General features: G+C 57.2%; 20 protein-coding genes. 2 read left to right on the top strand and 18 right to left on the bottom strand.

Going from position 1 to position 15,396, the window contains the following annotated elements:
- Nucleotides 1–4 precede the first annotated feature (4 nt).
- Both alsB and alsR read right to left on the bottom strand, forming a co-directional pair.
- A complete protein-coding gene (gene alsB / locus ABGB15_RS19465) occupies nt 5–940 on the bottom strand; it encodes a D-allose transporter substrate-binding protein (protein WP_215723606.1) in 936 nt (311 codons plus the stop codon).
- Between the two features lie 64 nt (nt 941–1,004).
- Entirely contained in the window at nt 1,005–1,895 is an 891-nt protein-coding gene (gene alsR / locus ABGB15_RS19460) for a D-allose utilization transcriptional regulator AlsR (protein ID WP_152083137.1), read from the bottom strand.
- Between the two features lie 349 nt (nt 1,896–2,244).
- Between alsR and rpiB the strand changes: the two genes are divergently transcribed.
- On the top strand, nt 2,245–2,694 hold the full coding sequence (gene rpiB, locus ABGB15_RS19455) for a bifunctional allose-6-phosphate isomerase/ribose-5-phosphate isomerase RpiB (protein WP_152083138.1): 450 nt from the start codon (nt 2,245–2,247) through the stop codon (nt 2,692–2,694).
- A gap of 69 nt (nt 2,695–2,763) precedes the next feature.
- Nucleotides 2,764–3,087 carry a DDRRRQL repeat protein YjdP gene (yjdP, locus tag ABGB15_RS19450; RefSeq protein ID WP_215723607.1) on the top strand — a complete coding sequence of 108 codons (324 nt, stop codon included), beginning with the start codon at nt 2,764–2,766 and terminating at the stop codon, nt 3,085–3,087.
- Nucleotides 3,088–3,168: 81 nt separating this feature from the next.
- On the opposite strand, the gene phnP is transcribed toward yjdP, so the two are convergent.
- From phnP to ABGB15_RS19370, 16 genes are all read right to left on the bottom strand, one after another.
- Nucleotides 3,169–3,927 carry a phosphonate metabolism protein PhnP gene (gene phnP / locus ABGB15_RS19445; protein WP_215723608.1) on the bottom strand — a complete coding sequence of 253 codons (759 nt, stop codon included), beginning with the start codon at nt 3,925–3,927 and terminating at the stop codon, nt 3,169–3,171.
- A 9-nt stretch (nt 3,928–3,936) separates the two neighbouring features.
- On the bottom strand, nt 3,937–4,371 hold the full coding sequence (gene phnO, locus ABGB15_RS19440) for an aminoalkylphosphonate N-acetyltransferase (RefSeq protein WP_215723609.1): 435 nt from the start codon (nt 4,369–4,371) through the stop codon (nt 3,937–3,939).
- Nucleotides 4,364–4,915: a ribose 1,5-bisphosphokinase gene (phnN, locus tag ABGB15_RS19435; RefSeq protein WP_215723623.1), complete on the bottom strand. Its 552-nt coding sequence runs from the start codon at nt 4,913–4,915 to the stop codon at nt 4,364–4,366. Before phnN ends, phnO begins: the two co-directional genes overlap by 8 nt.
- Nucleotides 4,912–6,048 (bottom strand): alpha-D-ribose 1-methylphosphonate 5-triphosphate diphosphatase, encoded by a 1,137-nt coding sequence (gene phnM, locus ABGB15_RS19430; protein ID WP_215723610.1) that lies wholly within the window; start codon nt 6,046–6,048, stop codon nt 4,912–4,914. Before phnM ends, phnN begins: the two co-directional genes overlap by 4 nt.
- Entirely contained in the window at nt 6,045–6,725 is a 681-nt protein-coding gene (gene phnL / locus ABGB15_RS19425; protein WP_152083144.1) for a phosphonate C-P lyase system protein PhnL, read from the bottom strand. The genes phnM and phnL overlap by 4 nt, the downstream gene beginning before the upstream one ends.
- 105 nt (nt 6,726–6,830) lie before the next feature.
- Complete coding sequence (gene phnK, locus ABGB15_RS19420; RefSeq protein WP_152083145.1) at nt 6,831–7,586, bottom strand: phosphonate C-P lyase system protein PhnK; 756 nt, start codon at nt 7,584–7,586, stop codon at nt 6,831–6,833.
- Complete coding sequence (phnJ, locus tag ABGB15_RS19415) at nt 7,583–8,428, bottom strand: alpha-D-ribose 1-methylphosphonate 5-phosphate C-P-lyase PhnJ (RefSeq protein WP_313327504.1); 846 nt, start codon at nt 8,426–8,428, stop codon at nt 7,583–7,585. Before phnJ ends, phnK begins: the two co-directional genes overlap by 4 nt.
- Nucleotides 8,421–9,485, bottom strand: a complete 1,065-nt coding sequence (locus tag ABGB15_RS19410) for a carbon-phosphorus lyase complex subunit PhnI (RefSeq protein ID WP_215723612.1) — start codon at nt 9,483–9,485, stop codon at nt 8,421–8,423. The genes phnJ and ABGB15_RS19410 overlap by 8 nt, the downstream gene beginning before the upstream one ends.
- A complete protein-coding gene (phnH, locus tag ABGB15_RS19405; protein WP_215723613.1) occupies nt 9,485–10,069 on the bottom strand; it encodes a phosphonate C-P lyase system protein PhnH in 585 nt (194 codons plus the stop codon). The genes ABGB15_RS19410 and phnH overlap by 1 nt, the downstream gene beginning before the upstream one ends.
- Nucleotides 10,066–10,518, bottom strand: coding sequence for a phosphonate C-P lyase system protein PhnG (phnG, locus tag ABGB15_RS19400; protein ID WP_215723614.1), 453 nt, complete (start codon nt 10,516–10,518; stop codon nt 10,066–10,068). Before phnG ends, phnH begins: the two co-directional genes overlap by 4 nt.
- Nucleotides 10,519–11,244, bottom strand: coding sequence for a phosphonate metabolism transcriptional regulator PhnF (phnF, locus tag ABGB15_RS19395; RefSeq protein ID WP_152083149.1), 726 nt, complete (start codon nt 11,242–11,244; stop codon nt 10,519–10,521). It abuts the gene before it with no gap.
- A gap of 20 nt (nt 11,245–11,264) precedes the next feature.
- On the bottom strand, nt 11,265–12,044 hold the full coding sequence (gene phnE / locus ABGB15_RS19390) for a phosphonate ABC transporter, permease protein PhnE (protein WP_152083150.1): 780 nt from the start codon (nt 12,042–12,044) through the stop codon (nt 11,265–11,267).
- 158 nt (nt 12,045–12,202) lie between these two features.
- On the bottom strand, nt 12,203–13,219 hold the full coding sequence (phnD, locus tag ABGB15_RS19385) for a phosphonate ABC transporter substrate-binding protein (RefSeq protein ID WP_152083151.1): 1,017 nt from the start codon (nt 13,217–13,219) through the stop codon (nt 12,203–12,205).
- A 23-nt stretch (nt 13,220–13,242) separates the two neighbouring features.
- Nucleotides 13,243–14,031 (bottom strand): phosphonate ABC transporter ATP-binding protein, encoded by a 789-nt coding sequence (gene phnC, locus ABGB15_RS19380; protein WP_152083152.1) that lies wholly within the window; start codon nt 14,029–14,031, stop codon nt 13,243–13,245.
- A 173-nt stretch (nt 14,032–14,204) separates the two neighbouring features.
- Entirely contained in the window at nt 14,205–14,648 is a 444-nt protein-coding gene (yjdN, locus tag ABGB15_RS19375; protein WP_369064265.1) for a VOC family metalloprotein YjdN, read from the bottom strand.
- Nucleotides 14,649–14,728: 80 nt separating this feature from the next.
- Nucleotides 14,729–15,064, bottom strand: a complete 336-nt coding sequence (locus tag ABGB15_RS19370; protein ID WP_215723617.1) for a zinc ribbon domain-containing protein YjdM — start codon at nt 15,062–15,064, stop codon at nt 14,729–14,731.
- Nucleotides 15,065–15,396: the final 332 nt, after the last annotated feature.

Below are 15,396 nucleotides of genomic sequence, written 5' to 3'. Positions count from 1 at the left end.
TGCGTTATTTCGTTACCAGAATTGAATCCACCAGCTTGAATTCAGGTGCTTTTTCCAGTGGGATCACCTTTCCGGTTTTCGCCGCATCTACCATCAGTTTCAACCCTGTCGCACCGATATCCGCTGGGTTTTGTGCGACGGTAGCGGTCATTTGCCCGGCATCGACCATCTTGCGGGCTTCCGGGATACCGTCTGTGCCAACCACCAGGACATTGCCCGTTTTACCAGCGTTTGCTACAGCCTGCGCTACGCCCATTGCCATAGTGTCGTTTGCGCAGTAGAACGCTTTGAGATTCGGGTTACGTTGCAGAACGTTGGTTGCCACATCCAGGGCTTTAATGCGATCCCAGTCTGCAGGCTGGCTGGCAACAAGTTTGATTTGGCTTGCTTTTTTGAAGGCATCGGTTGCGCCATTGCGCCGTGCTTCACCCGATGCGTTACCCGCTTTCCCTTCGATAATCGCCACTTCACCGCCCTGTGCGCCGAGCTTATCAATAATAAACGCGGCACCTTTTGCCCCGACGGCCACGTTATCCGTGGTGACGAAACCTTCCACGTTACCGCCCGCTTTTTTCAGGTTATCCATGTCGATTTTCTCATCGAGATTCACCAGATAAATCCCCTTTTGCCAGGCGCGCGCCACGGGCATCACCAGATTTACCGAGGAGAGAGGGGCGAAAGCAATACCTTTATAATTCTTGTTACTCAAGTCTTCGAAAAGCTGTAATTGAGACTGAAAATCCCCTTCCGATGGTGAGGCAAAAATATCAACGCTCACCCCCAGGGTTTTAGCCTCATCTTCAATCCCTTTCTTCATATCTACCCAGAATGGATTGGAGAGCGTTTTTAATACCACCGCATATTCCGCAGCAGCAAATACGCTGGTGGATAACATTAAGCCCATAACGGTGCCGCTGAAATATTTCAGATATTTATTCATAGCAATGTTCTCAACGTAGGGTACATTTTTGTTAATCCCGCAGGTGCGGGATTAACCTTTTTGTTTACTTCAGTGCGCCAGGAGAAAAGAAATCCACAATAGCGCCTGTTTTTTGCATATTTAATGTGGCCTGTTCTATATTTTGTTGTGCAACGGAAACAAATAATGCATCTAATAATGTGAGTTGTAATATACGCGCTGAGGCGTTACGCCCTAATAAAGGGGTCTCTGGTGCTGGCGAACAAATAATATAATCTGCAAGTTTGGCTATCGGAGAATGATAACTGTGGGTAATACAGATAATTTTCGCGCCGTTTTTTTTGGCTAACTCTACAGCGGCTTTTACATCGCTGGTGCGCCCGGAGTGCGACACCACCAGCACCACGTCTCCTTCTTTCAGCAGTGAGGCAGACATCATCATGATGTGCGCGTCCTGATAGGACTGGCAGCGCACGCCAATACGTAAAAACTTGTGCTGGATGTCGGCACAAATGGCATTGGAGCCGCCGACACCGTACAGATCGCGCTGGTTTGCCTGGGCAAAGAAGCGGGCCGCGCGGTGTATTTCATCCACATTGACAATGGACTGGCCTTCCATAATCGTGCGCAGGGTAATGTTGAACACTTTGTTAACCACATCCTGCGGCGCTTCATCAAAGGCCAGCTCTGCGGGCAGCACCTGTTCGGATTGCGAAAAGTAGTCAATCAGTGCTGCACGCAGGTTACGAAAACCGCTAAAACCGAGCAGTTTTGCCACCTTAACGATCATGGCTTCCGAGACCATCAGCGTCTCAGCTACATCTTTAATCGCTGGCGCACCGCTCAGATTCCCTGGCTGAAGCAGCCAGTCAACAATTCGGCTTTCGTTATCCGTCATCCCTTCCTGCCTCATGCGCAGGTAAGGTGCCAGGCCGATGCCATTAGGCAGCTCTTTTTCAAATTCTGGCTGGCTCATCGCTCTCTTTTGTCCTTAACAATGAAGACGACACTATATCACCACATCCTTCCTGAGAAATATGCTGATAACTTCACAGAATTTATAAATTCATAAAGTTTTATTTTTCGTGAAGTTTGTGTTTTCAGTGATTTTTTAATGCCTTTTAAAATCAATAAATTATATCATTGCTAGGTAAAAGTATCTCCCAGAGTAAGCGCGTTATGCGATCAGGATGCTATTGAAATGTGAAAGTCAGGCGTGTAGAACACAGAGCAATACGATGGTTTTGGCGGTTTATTGCACAGATTACCGGTCTTAAATCACAAAACTCATCATGTTCGTAAAGTTAACTCACATGAGGCACACCATGAAAAGGATTGCGTTCGGCTGCGATCACATTGGTTTTATTCTAAAAGAGGACATTCTGGCTCACCTGCACGCACGTGGTGTGGAGGTGAAAGATAAGGGCGCATGGTCTTCTGAACGAACGGACTATCCGCACTACGCCAGTTCCGTTGCACAGTCCATTCTCGATAATGAGGTCGACGGCGGTATTTTGATCTGCGGCACTGGCGTTGGGATCTCGATTACGGCCAATAAATTCCCCGGTATTCGCGCAGTGGTCTGTAGCGAACCCTATTCTGCGCAGCTTTCCCGTCAACATAATAATACTAACGTGCTGGCATTTGGCTCGCGCGTGGTCGGGCTGGAGCTGGCAAAAATGATTGTCGATGCCTGGCTGGATGCTGAGTTTGAGGGTGGAAGACATCAGGTGCGAGTCGACGCGATTGCGGCAATTGAACAGGCGCAGAATTGAGATTCCTCCGCTACCTCTCGCTCCAGTCGTTCATTACCGTAAAGCCAGCCCACCTGCGAGACTGGCTTTATGAAACATTACTCAACCGCGCTGTTATTTGCTCTGCTGTCACTCACCAGCCAACTGGCTCACGCCGACATTATTGATGATGCCATCGGTAATATTCAGCAGGCGATCAACGATGCCTATAACCCCGGCAGCAGCCGTAATGACGATGACAACGATCGTTACGATCGCAGCCGTCAAACCGACAGCCGGCAGTACGACGACCGTCGTCGGCAGCTCGACGACAGACGCCGCCGATTAGACGAGCGTCAGCGACAGCTTGATGACGATCGGCGTCGTCTGGAAGATGACGAGCGCAGGCTGGAAGAAGATTACGACCGAGGCTAAAGCCTGGTGGCGCTTTGCTTACGCAGGCCTACAAAACCCTGGATCGTAGACCGGGTAAGGCGCAGCCGCCACCCGGCAAAACTAATCAAGCACCAGCACCATTCCGTCATATCCCGCTTCAATGCCCTCCGGTAGCGGGTTATTCATCATCCACACGTCAAACTGATGGCTGATGTGGGTCAGAATCACCTGCGGGCAGCCAATCACCTCGTTCAGCGCAATCACGGTGTTTAAATCACAATGATTACGCGGCGTTTCAGCGCGCGGTTCGTGGCTGCAGTCGATGATCATCGCCTGCGGCTGGTTGTTGAGCAGGAATTTCACCGTTTTTTCCGGCAGTCCGGCAGTATCAGAGAGCCACGCCACGCGGCTGTGGGCTGACTCCAGCAGATACCCGAACGTGAGTTTCGAATGATTGAGCGGCAACGGCGTAACCCGCAGTCCCTGGAGTTCAAATATCACAAACGGCTCCAGCGTATGGCTGAAATCCAGCAGCCCCGGATGTTTAAACAGATCGTCGCATCCTGCGTCGTCCGGCGGGCCGTAGACCGGAATCGTCGCGCCAACGCCCCAGCGCAGGGGGAACAGCCCCTGGACGTGATCCATATGATAGTGAGTGAGTAAAAACTGCTGGAAGCTGCCCGCGGGCCAGTCGTCCATCAGGTGCGGAATGCCCGCGTCCAGCAACGTGACTGCATCGTTGAATTTGACCACCGCGCTGCAGGGGCGACGGCGATAGCTGTCCTGCAAGCGCGCCCGGCGACACGCGGCGCAATCGCAGCCAAACACCGGCACCAGCTGTGCCCCTCCGGTTCCTGTCAGTGTGATAGTCAGACTCATAACGCACCTCTACAGCGGTTTGGTGAATCGGAAATGGCTCTGGGTATATCCTTCTCGCACGTAAAAACGGTGCGCGTCCACGCGCTTCACGCTGGTGGAGAGTTCAGTCAGCTCAGCCCCGGCCTGTCGCGCAACGTCTTCCGCCCAGGCGAGCAACTGGCTGCCCACCTTTAGCCCGCGCGCCTGCGGCATCACCACCAGCTCCTGGATCTCGCCGATCCAGCGCGCGTGGTGCAGGTGAAACTGCATGTGCAGGCCGATCATGCCGATGACCTGCCCGTCCAGCTCGGCAAGCTGGTAGCGCATGTTGTGATCCTGCAGATTGGCAAGATAGCCCGCATGAAACGCCTGGTGATCGAACTCTGCCTGCTTAAGCTCGCAGATCAGGGCGTAAACCGTCTGCGCGTCATCGGCAGTGGCGGGGCGAAGCTGGCAGTCAGGCATGCTGTTTCTCCTTCTGACGGATAAGCGATAAGAAGTTATCGACTGACTGTAGCAAACTTCCGTCGTTATTGAGGACATGACAGCCCGACGGGGTGTAGCGCGCTGCTCGCTCCAGCCGCTGCTCGATTTCCCGCGCGTTTTCTCGTCCCCGGCTTTGTAGACGGCTACGCAGAACTTCCGGCGAAACCTGCAGGCAGACCGGCAGCAAAGCCGCTTCATACCGGGCTTTGGCCTGCGGAAGGTGCGCGCGCGAGCCGTTGACCAGCACGTCAAAACCCGCATGCAGCCAGAGGTCGATCTCAATGCCGACGCCGTAGTAAAAGCCGTTCGCATGCCAGCTCAATGCCAGCAGGTTTTGTCCGGCGCGGATAAAAAACTCCTGCTCGCTCAGAGCGATATGGTTCTCACTTCCGGCGTTGGCCGCGCGGGTGATGTAGCGATGCGCCACCAGCAGCTGTGAATGTTCGCGCTGCCGGAGTGCGGACAGCAGGCTGTCTTTACCGGAGCCCGAAGGCCCCATTAACCAGATGAGTCTTCCCATCAGAACACCCTTTTTCCCTGACGCCAGACGTGGTCGATATGGATGTGTTCACCTTTACGGTGGGCCAGCACCAGATCCGCCCGTTTCCCCTCGGCAATTTCACCGCGATCGTGAAGATTAAGCGCGGAGGCCGGGTTTTTCGTCACCAGGCGAATCGCCTGCGGCAGCGTGAAGCTGTTGCCTTCGTCGTCCGCGACGCGGAATGCCGCATCCAGCAGGCTGGCGGGGTAGTAGTCGGAAGAGAGGATATCCAGCAGGCCGAGCGAGGCGAGTTTACTTGCCGCCACGTTACCGGAGTGCGAACCGCCGCGCACGATGTTCGGTGCGCCCATCAGCACGTTCATCCCATGCAGGCGTGATGCTTCTGCGGCTTCGAACGTGGTGGGAAATTCGGCGATCACGCTGCCAAGCTGGTGGGATTCGCGTACATGATCGTGCGTAGCGTCGTCATGACTGGCTAACGCAATATTGCGGTCCCGGCATATCGCGGCAATGGAGAGGCGGTTCGGCTGCGACCATTGTGCCGCAAGTTGAAGCTGTTCTTCTTCGTAGCGCGCCATCTCGGCATCATTGAGAGAATATTTGCCCTGATAGTATTCGCGATACTTTTCGATGTTGGCGAACTGGCGTTGCCCCGGAGAGTGATCCATCAGCGAAACCAGCGAGACCGGCTCGCGGCCGACCAGTTTTTCAAACAGCGGCAGCGTGGTGTGGTGCGGGAGTTCACAGCGCAGGTGAAGGCGATGCTCGGCACGGTTGAGGCCGCGCTTTTGCGTCTCCTCCACGGCGTTGATCATCTTCTCCAGGTTCTCCAGCCTGTCGCCGCCGTCGCGCACGTCACCGATCGCCACCGCGTCCAGCACCGTAGTGATGCCGCTGGCGACCATCAGCGCGTCGTGGCTGCTCATCGCCGAATGGGCTGGCCAGTCAACCTTCGGGCGTGGGGTGAAGAATTTGTCCAGATTGTCGGTATGCAGTTCGATAAGGCCCGGCAACAGCCAGCCCCCTTCGCCGTCCATCGCCTCGGGTGAACGGCTCTGGGTTTCAGCAAAGGCGCGGATCACCCCGTCCTGAATTTCAATCGAGCCGCCTACCACCTCATTTTCCAGCACCAGCCTGACGTTATTAATAATCATACGTTTGTCCCCATCGGGTGCAATCTGTCTGCTACACGGGTGCGAACGGTTTCATCGTGGAAGATCCCGACGATCGCCGCCCCGCGAGCCTTAGCCTGCTCGATCAGCTCAACCACTGCCGCGCTGTTTTTGTTGTCCAGCGAGGCGGTGGGTTCATCGAGCAGGAGAATCGGGTAATCAACGATAAAACCACGCGCGATATTGACGCGCTGCTGCTCGCCGCCGGAAAAGGTCGACGGGGCGAGGTGCCACAGACGTTCCGGCACGTTGAGGCGCGTCAGCAGGCTGGCGGCTTTGGCGGCGCAGGTTTCACGCGGCACGCCGAGATCCAGCAGAGGCTGCATCACCACGTCCAGCGCGGAGATCCGCGGGATCACCCGCAAAAACTGGCTGACCCAGCCGATCGTCGAGCGGCGTACTTCCAGCACCTTGCGCGCCGGGGCCTGGACCAGATCGACCCATTCATCATTGTGGCGAATGCGGATGTGGCCTTCGTCCGGCAGGTAGTTGGCATACAGGGAGCGCAGCAGGGTCGATTTTCCGCTGCCGGAGTGGCCGTGCAGCACCACGCATTCGCCGCTGCTGACCTCTAACGAGGCATTTTGCAGCACCGGCAGGCGCACGCCGTTTTGCTGGTGGAGCACAAAGGTCTTACTGACATTTTCAACGTGGATCATTTTGGCCTCGTGGGTTTGGGTTGCCGGGTGGCGCTTCGCTTACCCGGCCTACAAAGAGTGCAGTCCGTAGGCCGGGTAAGCGAAGCGTCACCCGGCAAAACACAATCAGTTCTGCAATACGGATGACACCAGCAGCTGGGTGTACGGATGGTGTGGATCGTCGAGCACGCGGTCGGTCAACCCACTTTCCACCACCTGACCCTGCTTCATGACCAGCAGACGGTCCGCCAGCAGACGGGCAACGCCCAGATCGTGGGTGACAATCACCACGGCGAGGTTCAGTTCCACCACCAGACCGCGCAGCAGGTCGAGCAGGCGCGCCTGCACCGAGACGTCCAGCCCGCCGGTGGGTTCATCCATAAACACCAGCTTCGGATGGGTGACCAGATTTCGGGCGATCTGCAGACGCTGCTGCATACCGCCGGAGAAGGTCGTCGGCAGGTCGTCGATGCGCGAGGCCGGGATTTCAACTTCCTCAAGCCAGTGCTGGGCGGTGGCGCGGATGTTGCCGTAGTGGCGTGCACCGGTCGCCATCAGCCGCTCGCCGATGTTGCCCCCGGCGGAGACCTGACGGCGCAGGCCGTCCATCGGGTGTTGATGTACCACGCCCCACTCGGTGCGCAGCAGGCGGCGGCGCTCGGCCTCGCTTATGCCGTAGAGGGAGCGTCCCTGATACAGGATCTCGCCGTGTTGTGGCGCGAGGCGCGCGGAGATGGACTTCAGCAGGGTGGTTTTACCGGAGCCGGACTCGCCGACAATGCCGAGCACTTCGCCCGGCCACAGTTCGAATGACACGTCGCTGAAGCCTTTGCCCGGCGCGTACAGGTGGGTCAGGTTATTAACCGAAAGCAGCGGTTTCATTGGCCGTTAGCCTCGCTCTGTTGGCGGCAGTAATCGGTGTCGGAGCAGACAAACATCCGTTTGCCCGTGTCGTCCAGCACCACTTCGTCCAGATAGCTATGCTTCGAGCCGCAGATGGCGCACGGCTCGTCCCACTCCTGCACCGTAAACGGATGGTCGTCGAAATCGAGGCTTTCGACACGGGTATACGGCGGGACGGCGTAGATGCGTTTTTCACGTCCGGCACCAAAGAGCTGCAGGGCAGGCATCATGTCCATCTTCGGGTTATCGAATTTCGGGATCGGCGACGGGTCCATCACGTAGCGCCCGTTGACCTTCACCGGGTAGGCGTAGGTGGTGGCGATATGGCCGAAGCGGGCGATGTCTTCATACAGCTTCACCTGCATGATCCCGTACTCTTCCAGCGCGTGCATGGTGCGGGTTTCGGTTTCGCGCGGCTCGATAAAGCGCAGCGGCTCCGGGATCGGCACCTGGAAAATCAAAATCTGATCTTCCGTAAGCGGGGTTTCCGGGATGCGGTGACGGGTCTGGATCAGCGTCGCATCTTCGGTTTTTTCAGTGGTGTTGACGCCGGTGACGCGCTTAAAGAAGTTGCGGATCGACACGGCGTTAGTGGTGTCGTCGGCCCCCTGGTCGATGACTTTCAGCACGTCCGCTTCGCCGATCACGCTGGCGGTAAGCTGAATACCGCCGGTGCCCCAGCCGTAGGGCATCGGCATTTCGCGGCCGCCGAACGGCACCTGATAGCCAGGGATCGCCACCGCTTTCAGAATGGCGCGGCGGATCATGCGTTTGGTTTGTTCATCCAGATAGGCAAAGTTGTAGCCGCTTAAATTAGCCATTTTCGCGCTCCCGTTGCAGGCGTTTCAGCAGTTCCAGTTCGGCCTGGAAATCGACGTAGTGCGGCAGCTTGAGGTGCGAGACAAAACCCGCCGCTTCCACGTTATCCGCATGCGCCAGCACGAACTCTTCGTCCTGCGCCGGGCCGGAAATGTGTTCGCCGTAGTCCGGTGCCTGCAGTGCACGGTCGACCAGCGCCATCGCCATGGCCTTACGCTCGCCCAGGCCAAACACCAGCCCGTAGCCGCGGGTAAAGTGCGGAGCTTCGTTTTCAGGCGCGACAAAACCGTTGACCATTTCGCACTCGGTCATCAGCAGTTCACCGACGTTCACCGCAAAACCCAGCTCTTCCGGCACAATTTCGATGTCGAGGTAGCCACTGCGGATCTCTGCCGCAAACGGGTGGTTGCGCCCGTAGCCGCGCTGGGTGGAGTAGGCCAGCGCCAGTAAATAACCTTCATCGCCGCGCATCAGCTGTTGCAGGCGCGAAGAACGTGAACACGGGTAAACCGGCGGCGTGCGGGTGATGTCGTCAGGCGTAGCGCCTGAATCCTCTTCTGCTTTAGCGAGCCCCTGTTTCGCCAGCAGGCTAAAGACGTGTGGGGAAGGATCTTGCTGAGGTTCCGCGGTATTGAGTTGCGGTGCTTCGCCGTTCGCCATCAGCGTGAAATCCAGCAGGCGATGAGTGTAGTCGTAAGTGGGGCCGAGCAGCTGGCCGCCGGGGATGTCCTTATAAACGGCAGAAATTCGGCGCTCCAGGCGCATCTCCGCCGTTTTCACCGGCTCGCTCACTGCCAGCTTCGCCAGCGTGGTACGGTAGGCGCGCAGCAGGAAGATGGCTTCCACGTTATCGCCGCTGGCCTGCTTCAGGGCCAGCGCCGCCAGCTCGCGGTCGGCGATGCCGCCTTCGGTCATTACGCGGTCGACGGCGAGGTTAAGCTGCTGCTCAATCTGGGCGACGCTCAGCTCGGGAAGCGCTTCATCACCCCATCGTCTGTGCTCCTGCAACGCATGGGCGGCGGCGATCGCCTTCTCACCCCCTTTAACGGCAACGTACATCAGCACACCTCCACGTGGGTGGTTCTGGGGATCGCCAGCAGGCGCTCACCGCAGGTCAGGATCAGGTCGATACCCAGCGGGAACGGGTGCGGGCGTTCAGTGAGTTCATGAATGATGCACTCCGGCAGCTGCGGCGCGACCATGCGCTCGTCGGCGATGCCCGCGCCGGTGAGACGCAACATGCGCCCGCCGCTCAGGCTGGAGACCTGCAAAATCAGCGTGGCGCTGGTCTCCGGGGCGACGGCGCTGCCTTCGCTCAAGGCATTCAGTTGTTCATGGCTGATCTGCTCGTCGGCCACGGCAAAGACCGCCTGCTGCGGCTGCTCAACCAGCGGGGCGTTGGTGTGAAAGCGCAGGTTCTGGCTGGCGATATCGTTCAGCAATGCGCCTGAAAGCCACACCGGGGTGTCGTTGTCGGCGAGGGTCAGCAACACGCTGGTGGAGGCGAGGTTGAGCGGCAGCCAGCCCTGCGAAAGCTGGTGCAGCGAGACGATCACGCCCGGCTCGCTCATGGCTTTCAGCAGGCGACGAAAACTCTGTTGGGCATCCTGGACGGCCAGGGGAAAAGCAGGTTGAAGCGTCATGCGTTGTCTCCGCGAACGAGCGTAAAGAAGTCGACCCGGCTGGTGTTCACTTCGGCCTGACGTGCGGCAAGTCGTGCGGCGCGGTCAGCTTCCAGCGGGGCGATAAGGGTTTCCATTAAGGTCTGGAAATGCGGTTGTTCCTGCAGCAGGGCGTCGATCACCGCGCAGCGCTCGGCGTGCTGTTTGTCGCGACCCAGCACGTAGCTGTAGCCCAGCGTGCCGCTGTTCAGGCGGATCACCGCGCGGGTGAGAGTGGCATCGCCCGCGAAGAAGCGTTCGCCGGTGCCGCCCATGCGCGCCTGGATCTGCACCAGGCCTATTTCCGGTGCGCGGATAGTGTCGTAGTCCGGCGTCAGGTCGAGCGCGTTCATGCGGCTGCACAGCGCAGCAGGCTGGCTATGGGCCAGCACGCGCATCCAGCGTTGACGGGTGGAGGTATCGAAATGCATTCAGTGCTCCATGGTGAATTCAATCATGTCGGCGCGGGTCAGGCTGACGGAGTATTCCGTCGCGTTGATCTCGCCGTCACGGTGGTTGAGGGTGCGCACGCAGAGCAGCGGGGCCATGTTGGGAATTTCCAGCACCTTGCTCTCTTTCGCCTGCGCGCGGCGGGCGCTGATGCGCGTCTGGGTGCGTTTGAGCGCAATGCCGGTGGCATCGCGCAGGAAGTCATGCAGCGAACCGCTGGCAAAATTTTGCAGCACAGGCCAGAGCGTCAGGTCCGCAAAGTAGTGGTCGATCTGGCACACCGCCACGCCGTTGACCCGGCGCAACGTGCGCAGGTGGATAACGTTGTCGCCTTCCTGAATCCCCAGCGCGTCCGCCACGTGGCTGGAGGCCGGACGCAGCACCGAGAGCAGCTTTTCGCTGGTGGGGTGGCTACCCTGATCGAGCAGGTTCTGGCTAAAGCGCGCCTGGGCGTTAAGCGGGTAGTCGAACGGGCGCATCAGTACCAGCACGCCGACGCCCTGACGGCGCTGTACCCATCCGCGCTCAACCAGTTGGTCAATGGCGCGGCGCAGCGTGTGGCGGTTCACTTCGTAGCGATCGGCAAGCTGCTGTTCGGCAGGCAGGTAATCTCCGCAGCGGTAGTGCGTGCGCAGTTCCACTTCGAGCTTTGCCGCAATCTCTTGCCAGCGGGTCGGGTAACTGGTCGGATGTCTGGATAAGTGCATATAAAACAAAGCCTCGCTTCTCAGATGAAGTGCTTACGCAAACGTTGAGAGAGGAAATCCAGCAGGCTGACGGTGATGATGATGAGCACCATCAATGCGCAGGTTTGCTGGAACTGGAAACCGCGAATCGCTTCCCACAGGGTGACGCCAATCCCGCCTGCGCCGACCATGCCGACGACCGTGGCGGAACGGACGTTAGATTCGAAGCGGTACAGGGAGTAAGAGATGAGCAGCGGCATCACCTGTGGCAGCACGCCGTAAAGAATTTCTTCGATTTTATTAGCACCCGTCGCGCGAATGCCTTCCACCGGGCCGGGCTCAATGGCTTCAACCGCTTCAGAGAGCAGCTTGGAGAGCACGCCGGTGGTATGGATGAACAACGCCATCACGCCCGCAAACGGACCCAGACCGACAGCCACCACGAACAGCATCGCAAAGACCATTTCATTGATGGCGCGGCAGGCGTCCATCAGGCGACGCATCGGCTGATACACCCACCACGGCACGATGTTTTCGGCGCTCATCAGGCCAAACGGAATAGAGAGAATGACGGCAAGGGCGGTACCCCAGACGGCAATTTGCAGGGTGATGGCCATTTCACCGAGGTAGTCCTGCCACTGGCTGAAGTCCGGCGGGAAGAAGTCCGCGGCGAAGGTTGCCATGTTGCCGGAATCTTTGACGAGCAGCAGCGGGTCCATTTCCGCGCCCTTCCAGGAGATAACCAGCACCGCCAGCAGAATGGCCCAGCTTAAAAGCGAGAACCAGCTGCGTTTCGGCGGTGGGAGGGTGATGGTTTGCATGTTTTACTCCGTGGGTCTTTGTGTGCCGGATGGCGCTACGCTTATCCGGCCTACGATCTGTTCTCCCTCTCCCTGTGGGAGAGGGCCGGGGTGAGGGCATCAGCGTGCGCATTTCCCCCTCACCCTAACCCTCTCCCTCAAGGGAGAGGGGACGTCAGTTATTGCACCGCTTTATTCACGCTGGTCATGGCGCTCAGCGCGGCGGTCAGGCGGTCCAGATCGTCCAGCTGTGCCTGAATGGCCGACACTTTGCTGGTCTTCTCTTCCTCATTCAGACCTTTGTTGTCCTTCACGCCCTGCATCTCTTTAAACAGCGCCAGCTGGCGAATCGGGACCAGTTGCAGGTCGCTTGATGGGCGGAATGGTGCCCAGCCCAGACGCTCCAGAACGGTTTTCTCTTCCGGCGTTTTGCCGTAATTCATGAAGAAGTCGTAGACCTTGTCTTTGGTGCTTTCAGACAGGTTTTTACGCCACACGATTGGGTCGCCAGGAATAAGGGGCGATTTCCAGATCACCTTCAGTGCTTTCAGCTTGTCTGGTGCGGAGGTCTTTAGCTTGTCGAGGTTTTCGGTGTTGTTAGTCGCAACGTCGACCTGCTTATTCGCCACGGCCAGAGCGTTCGTTTCATGGCTGGCATTCACCGTGCGCTTGAAGTCGCTGGCGGAGGCGTTGTTTTTGGCGAAGACGTAGTAGCCAGGGACGAGGAAGCCTGAGGTAGAGTTCGGGTCGCCGTTACCAAAGGTGAGATCTTTGCGTTTGGCGAGCATGTCGTTGAGGTTGTTGATTGGGCTGTCTTTGTTGACGATCAGCACGCTCCAGTAGCCTGGGGAGCCATCAGCCGCAACGGTCTGGGCAAAGACCTGGCCGTTCGCGCGGTCCACCGCTTCCATGGCGGAGAGGTTGCCGTACCAGGCGATGTCCACTTTGTTGAAGCGCATCCCCTGGATGATGCCCGCATAGTCCGGGGCAAAGAAGGCGTTCACTTTGATCCCCAGTTTGGTTTCCATATCTTTCAGGAACGGTTCCCACTGAGGCTTCAGATTCTGCTGTGATTCCGTCGAAATAATGCCAAAGTTCAGCGCCTTTTCCTGCTCTTCGGCGTGGGCCGGGCTTAACAGGGTGCTGATGCTGAACATGCTGGTGAAGGCCAGCGCGGCAACCGTTTTATAGCTCATTTCCATTCCTCGTTGTGGAGACGTTAAGCAGCCTGCGCGTTCTCTTCGACGCGGTTAATGCTGCGGTAGAGATGGTCAAAACGTTCGTTATCAAACTGGTGGCTTGCGCCATCAAAGAAGACGTGCCCCTGACGCAGCGCGACGATGCGCTCGCAGTAGCGCAGGGCGTAATCCACCTGGTGCAGCGTTACCACCACGGTGATGCCGTCGTTCTGGTTAATGTCGCGCAGGGTTTCCATTACGATGCGGGCCGATTCCGGGTCCAGCGAGGCGATCGGTTCGTCGGCCAGAATGACTTTGGCTTTTTGCATTAATGCGCGGGCAATCGCCACGCGCTGCTGCTGTCCACCGGACAGAGTGGAGACACGCTGGTGGGCAAAATGGGCCATGCCAACGCGGGTCAGCGCCTGCAGAGCCTCTTGTTTCTGGGATGGCGAAAACCAGCGCAGGCAGGTGCGCCAGAATGGGGTGCTGCCGAGTGCGCCAATCAGCACGTTCTCCAGCACCGTCAGACGATTCACCAGGTTGAATTGCTGGAAGATGTAGCCCGTCTGGGCGCGGCTTTTGCGAATATCGCGTGCCAGGCGGCCTGCGCGTTGCACGGTGTTACCCAGCAGCTCGACGTGACTTTCCGGCGTTTTATCGCAGGTAATAAGGCCGCTTAAATGGCGCAGAAGGGTGGATTTACCTGAACCGGATGGCCCCAGCAGCGCTACCATTTCGCCCTGCTGGACGGTCAGATCAACGGCATGCAGAGCCTTATTGTGATGGAAGGTCTTGCTCAGTTTCTCGACGCGGATGACGGTTTGCATGTGCGGGGCCTCACGTTAAATGTGGCCTCATGCTGGCGCATCAATATGACATTTGGGTTAAGTCTGGGTTGCGGGAATTTGAAGAGTTAATGTGATAGCGATGACAGCCAATGCAGGCGCGGTCAGCGCAGCGCCTCCGGGTGCTGTTGCCGGATGTGCTGCGCTTATCCGGCCTACGCTGTTTGCTGCTGCTTAACGACGTTAATCATCCAAGGCACACCGTATTTATCGGTGACTTTGCCGAAGCCGTGCGCCCATAAGGTCTCCTGCCAGGCCATTTCGACATTGCCACCTGCGGCAAGGTTATCGAACCAGCGTTTACCTTCCTCGACATCCTGTGTATCCAGTACCAGCGTAAATCCGGCGTACTGTGCGCTGCTGCCTGGCGGCAGACCGTCGCTCATCATGATATCGCTGCCAGCAATACGGACATTAGAGTGGGCGATGGCTGAATCCGGGAATTGCATGGCAGACGGGCAGCCTTCTTCGCTGTGGTCGTCTTTTGGCATTTCGCCGAAGGTGATTTTATAGAGAAGTTCTGCGCCGACAGCGTGCTGATAGAAGGCGGTTGCCTCTGCACAGTTACCGGCGAATGAGATGTAGGGACTTAATGGCATAATCATTACCTCAGGTAAGAGAAGCCCGTTAAGTGTAGTCCCCGCAGGCCCGGTAAGCGAAGCGCTACCGGGCGGGTGAATCAGTTCTTTTTCACGAACTCAGATTTCAGCTTCATCGGGCCAAAGCCGTCAATTTTGCAATCGATATTGTGATCGCCTTCAACCAGACGGATGTTCTTCACTTTAGTGCCGATTTTCAGCATGGAAGAGCTGCCCTTTACCTTCAGGTCTTTAATCACGGTGACGCTGTCGCCGTCAGCCAGCAGATTACCGTTCGCATCTTTAACGATCAGTTCATCGCTTTCCTGCGACGGCTCTGCATCGTTCCATTCATGCGCGCATTCCGGGCAAATGAACATGCCATTATCTTCATAGGTATATTCAGAATTGCATTTCGGGCAGTGTGGGAGTTGCATGTTGGTATCCTCAAAAAAGTGTTAATTAACACGCTGGAAAATGCCAGCTAAATGACGGCAGGATGCCGTAAAAGGCCGCAAGTATAACGCAAATCCACACTTTTGTCGGTGCCATTGCGTGATAAAAAAAGTATGAAAAATGTGTCCGGAGTGACACTTCCTGTCAGTCAGTTAAGCGATGCTTACTTCATTAACACGATGAATAGAAACGACGCTAAATATATCGAATATTTTATTGCATCAAATTGCTACGCTCTTCCATTTCGGATAAGGTTAAGCGATACGTTGTTATTTATCCTGCTCTCTGACGTCATTCATTTGATGGCGGTGGT

Origin of the sequence: Enterobacter sp. MALB-1 (assembly GCF_041021625.1) — a bacterium.
Classification (GTDB): Bacteria; Pseudomonadota; Gammaproteobacteria; order Enterobacterales; family Enterobacteriaceae; genus Enterobacter; species Enterobacter oligotrophicus.
This window is presented reverse-complemented; position numbering and strand designations above follow the sequence as displayed.

Coding starts and splice junctions, on each gene's coding strand:
- phnJ (WP_313327504.1), bottom strand. CDS start 8,428: ATGGCTAATTTAAGCGGCTACAACTTTGCCTATCTGGATGAACAAACC.
- phnG (WP_215723614.1), bottom strand. CDS start 10,518: ATGCATTTCGATACCTCCACCCGTCAACGCTGGATGCGCGTGCTGGCC.
- yjdP (WP_215723607.1), top strand. CDS start 2,764: ATGAAACATTACTCAACCGCGCTGTTATTTGCTCTGCTGTCACTCACC.
- phnC (WP_152083152.1), bottom strand. CDS start 14,031: ATGCAAACCGTCATCCGCGTCGAGAAACTGAGCAAGACCTTCCATCAC.
- phnM (WP_215723610.1), bottom strand. CDS start 6,048: ATGATTATTAATAACGTCAGGCTGGTGCTGGAAAATGAGGTGGTAGGC.
- phnD (WP_152083151.1), bottom strand. CDS start 13,219: ATGAGCTATAAAACGGTTGCCGCGCTGGCCTTCACCAGCATGTTCAGC.
- phnF (WP_152083149.1), bottom strand. CDS start 11,244: ATGCACTTATCCAGACATCCGACCAGTTACCCGACCCGCTGGCAAGAG.
- phnO (WP_215723609.1), bottom strand. CDS start 4,371: ATGCCTGACTGCCAGCTTCGCCCCGCCACTGCCGATGACGCGCAGACG.
- ABGB15_RS19370 (WP_215723617.1), bottom strand. CDS start 15,064: ATGCAACTCCCACACTGCCCGAAATGCAATTCTGAATATACCTATGAA.
- phnK (WP_152083145.1), bottom strand. CDS start 7,586: ATGAAACCGCTGCTTTCGGTTAATAACCTGACCCACCTGTACGCGCCG.
- phnE (WP_152083150.1), bottom strand. CDS start 12,044: ATGCAAACCATCACCCTCCCACCGCCGAAACGCAGCTGGTTCTCGCTT.
- phnL (WP_152083144.1), bottom strand. CDS start 6,725: ATGATCCACGTTGAAAATGTCAGTAAGACCTTTGTGCTCCACCAGCAA.
- phnP (WP_215723608.1), bottom strand. CDS start 3,927: ATGAGTCTGACTATCACACTGACAGGAACCGGAGGGGCACAGCTGGTG.
- rpiB (WP_152083138.1), top strand. CDS start 2,245: ATGAAAAGGATTGCGTTCGGCTGCGATCACATTGGTTTTATTCTAAAA.
- phnH (WP_215723613.1), bottom strand. CDS start 10,069: ATGACGCTTCAACCTGCTTTTCCCCTGGCCGTCCAGGATGCCCAACAG.
- ABGB15_RS19410 (WP_215723612.1), bottom strand. CDS start 9,485: ATGTACGTTGCCGTTAAAGGGGGTGAGAAGGCGATCGCCGCCGCCCAT.
- alsR (WP_152083137.1), bottom strand. CDS start 1,895: ATGAGCCAGCCAGAATTTGAAAAAGAGCTGCCTAATGGCATCGGCCTG.
- yjdN (WP_369064265.1), bottom strand. CDS start 14,648: ATGCCATTAAGTCCCTACATCTCATTCGCCGGTAACTGTGCAGAGGCA.
- alsB (WP_215723606.1), bottom strand. CDS start 940: ATGAATAAATATCTGAAATATTTCAGCGGCACCGTTATGGGCTTAATG.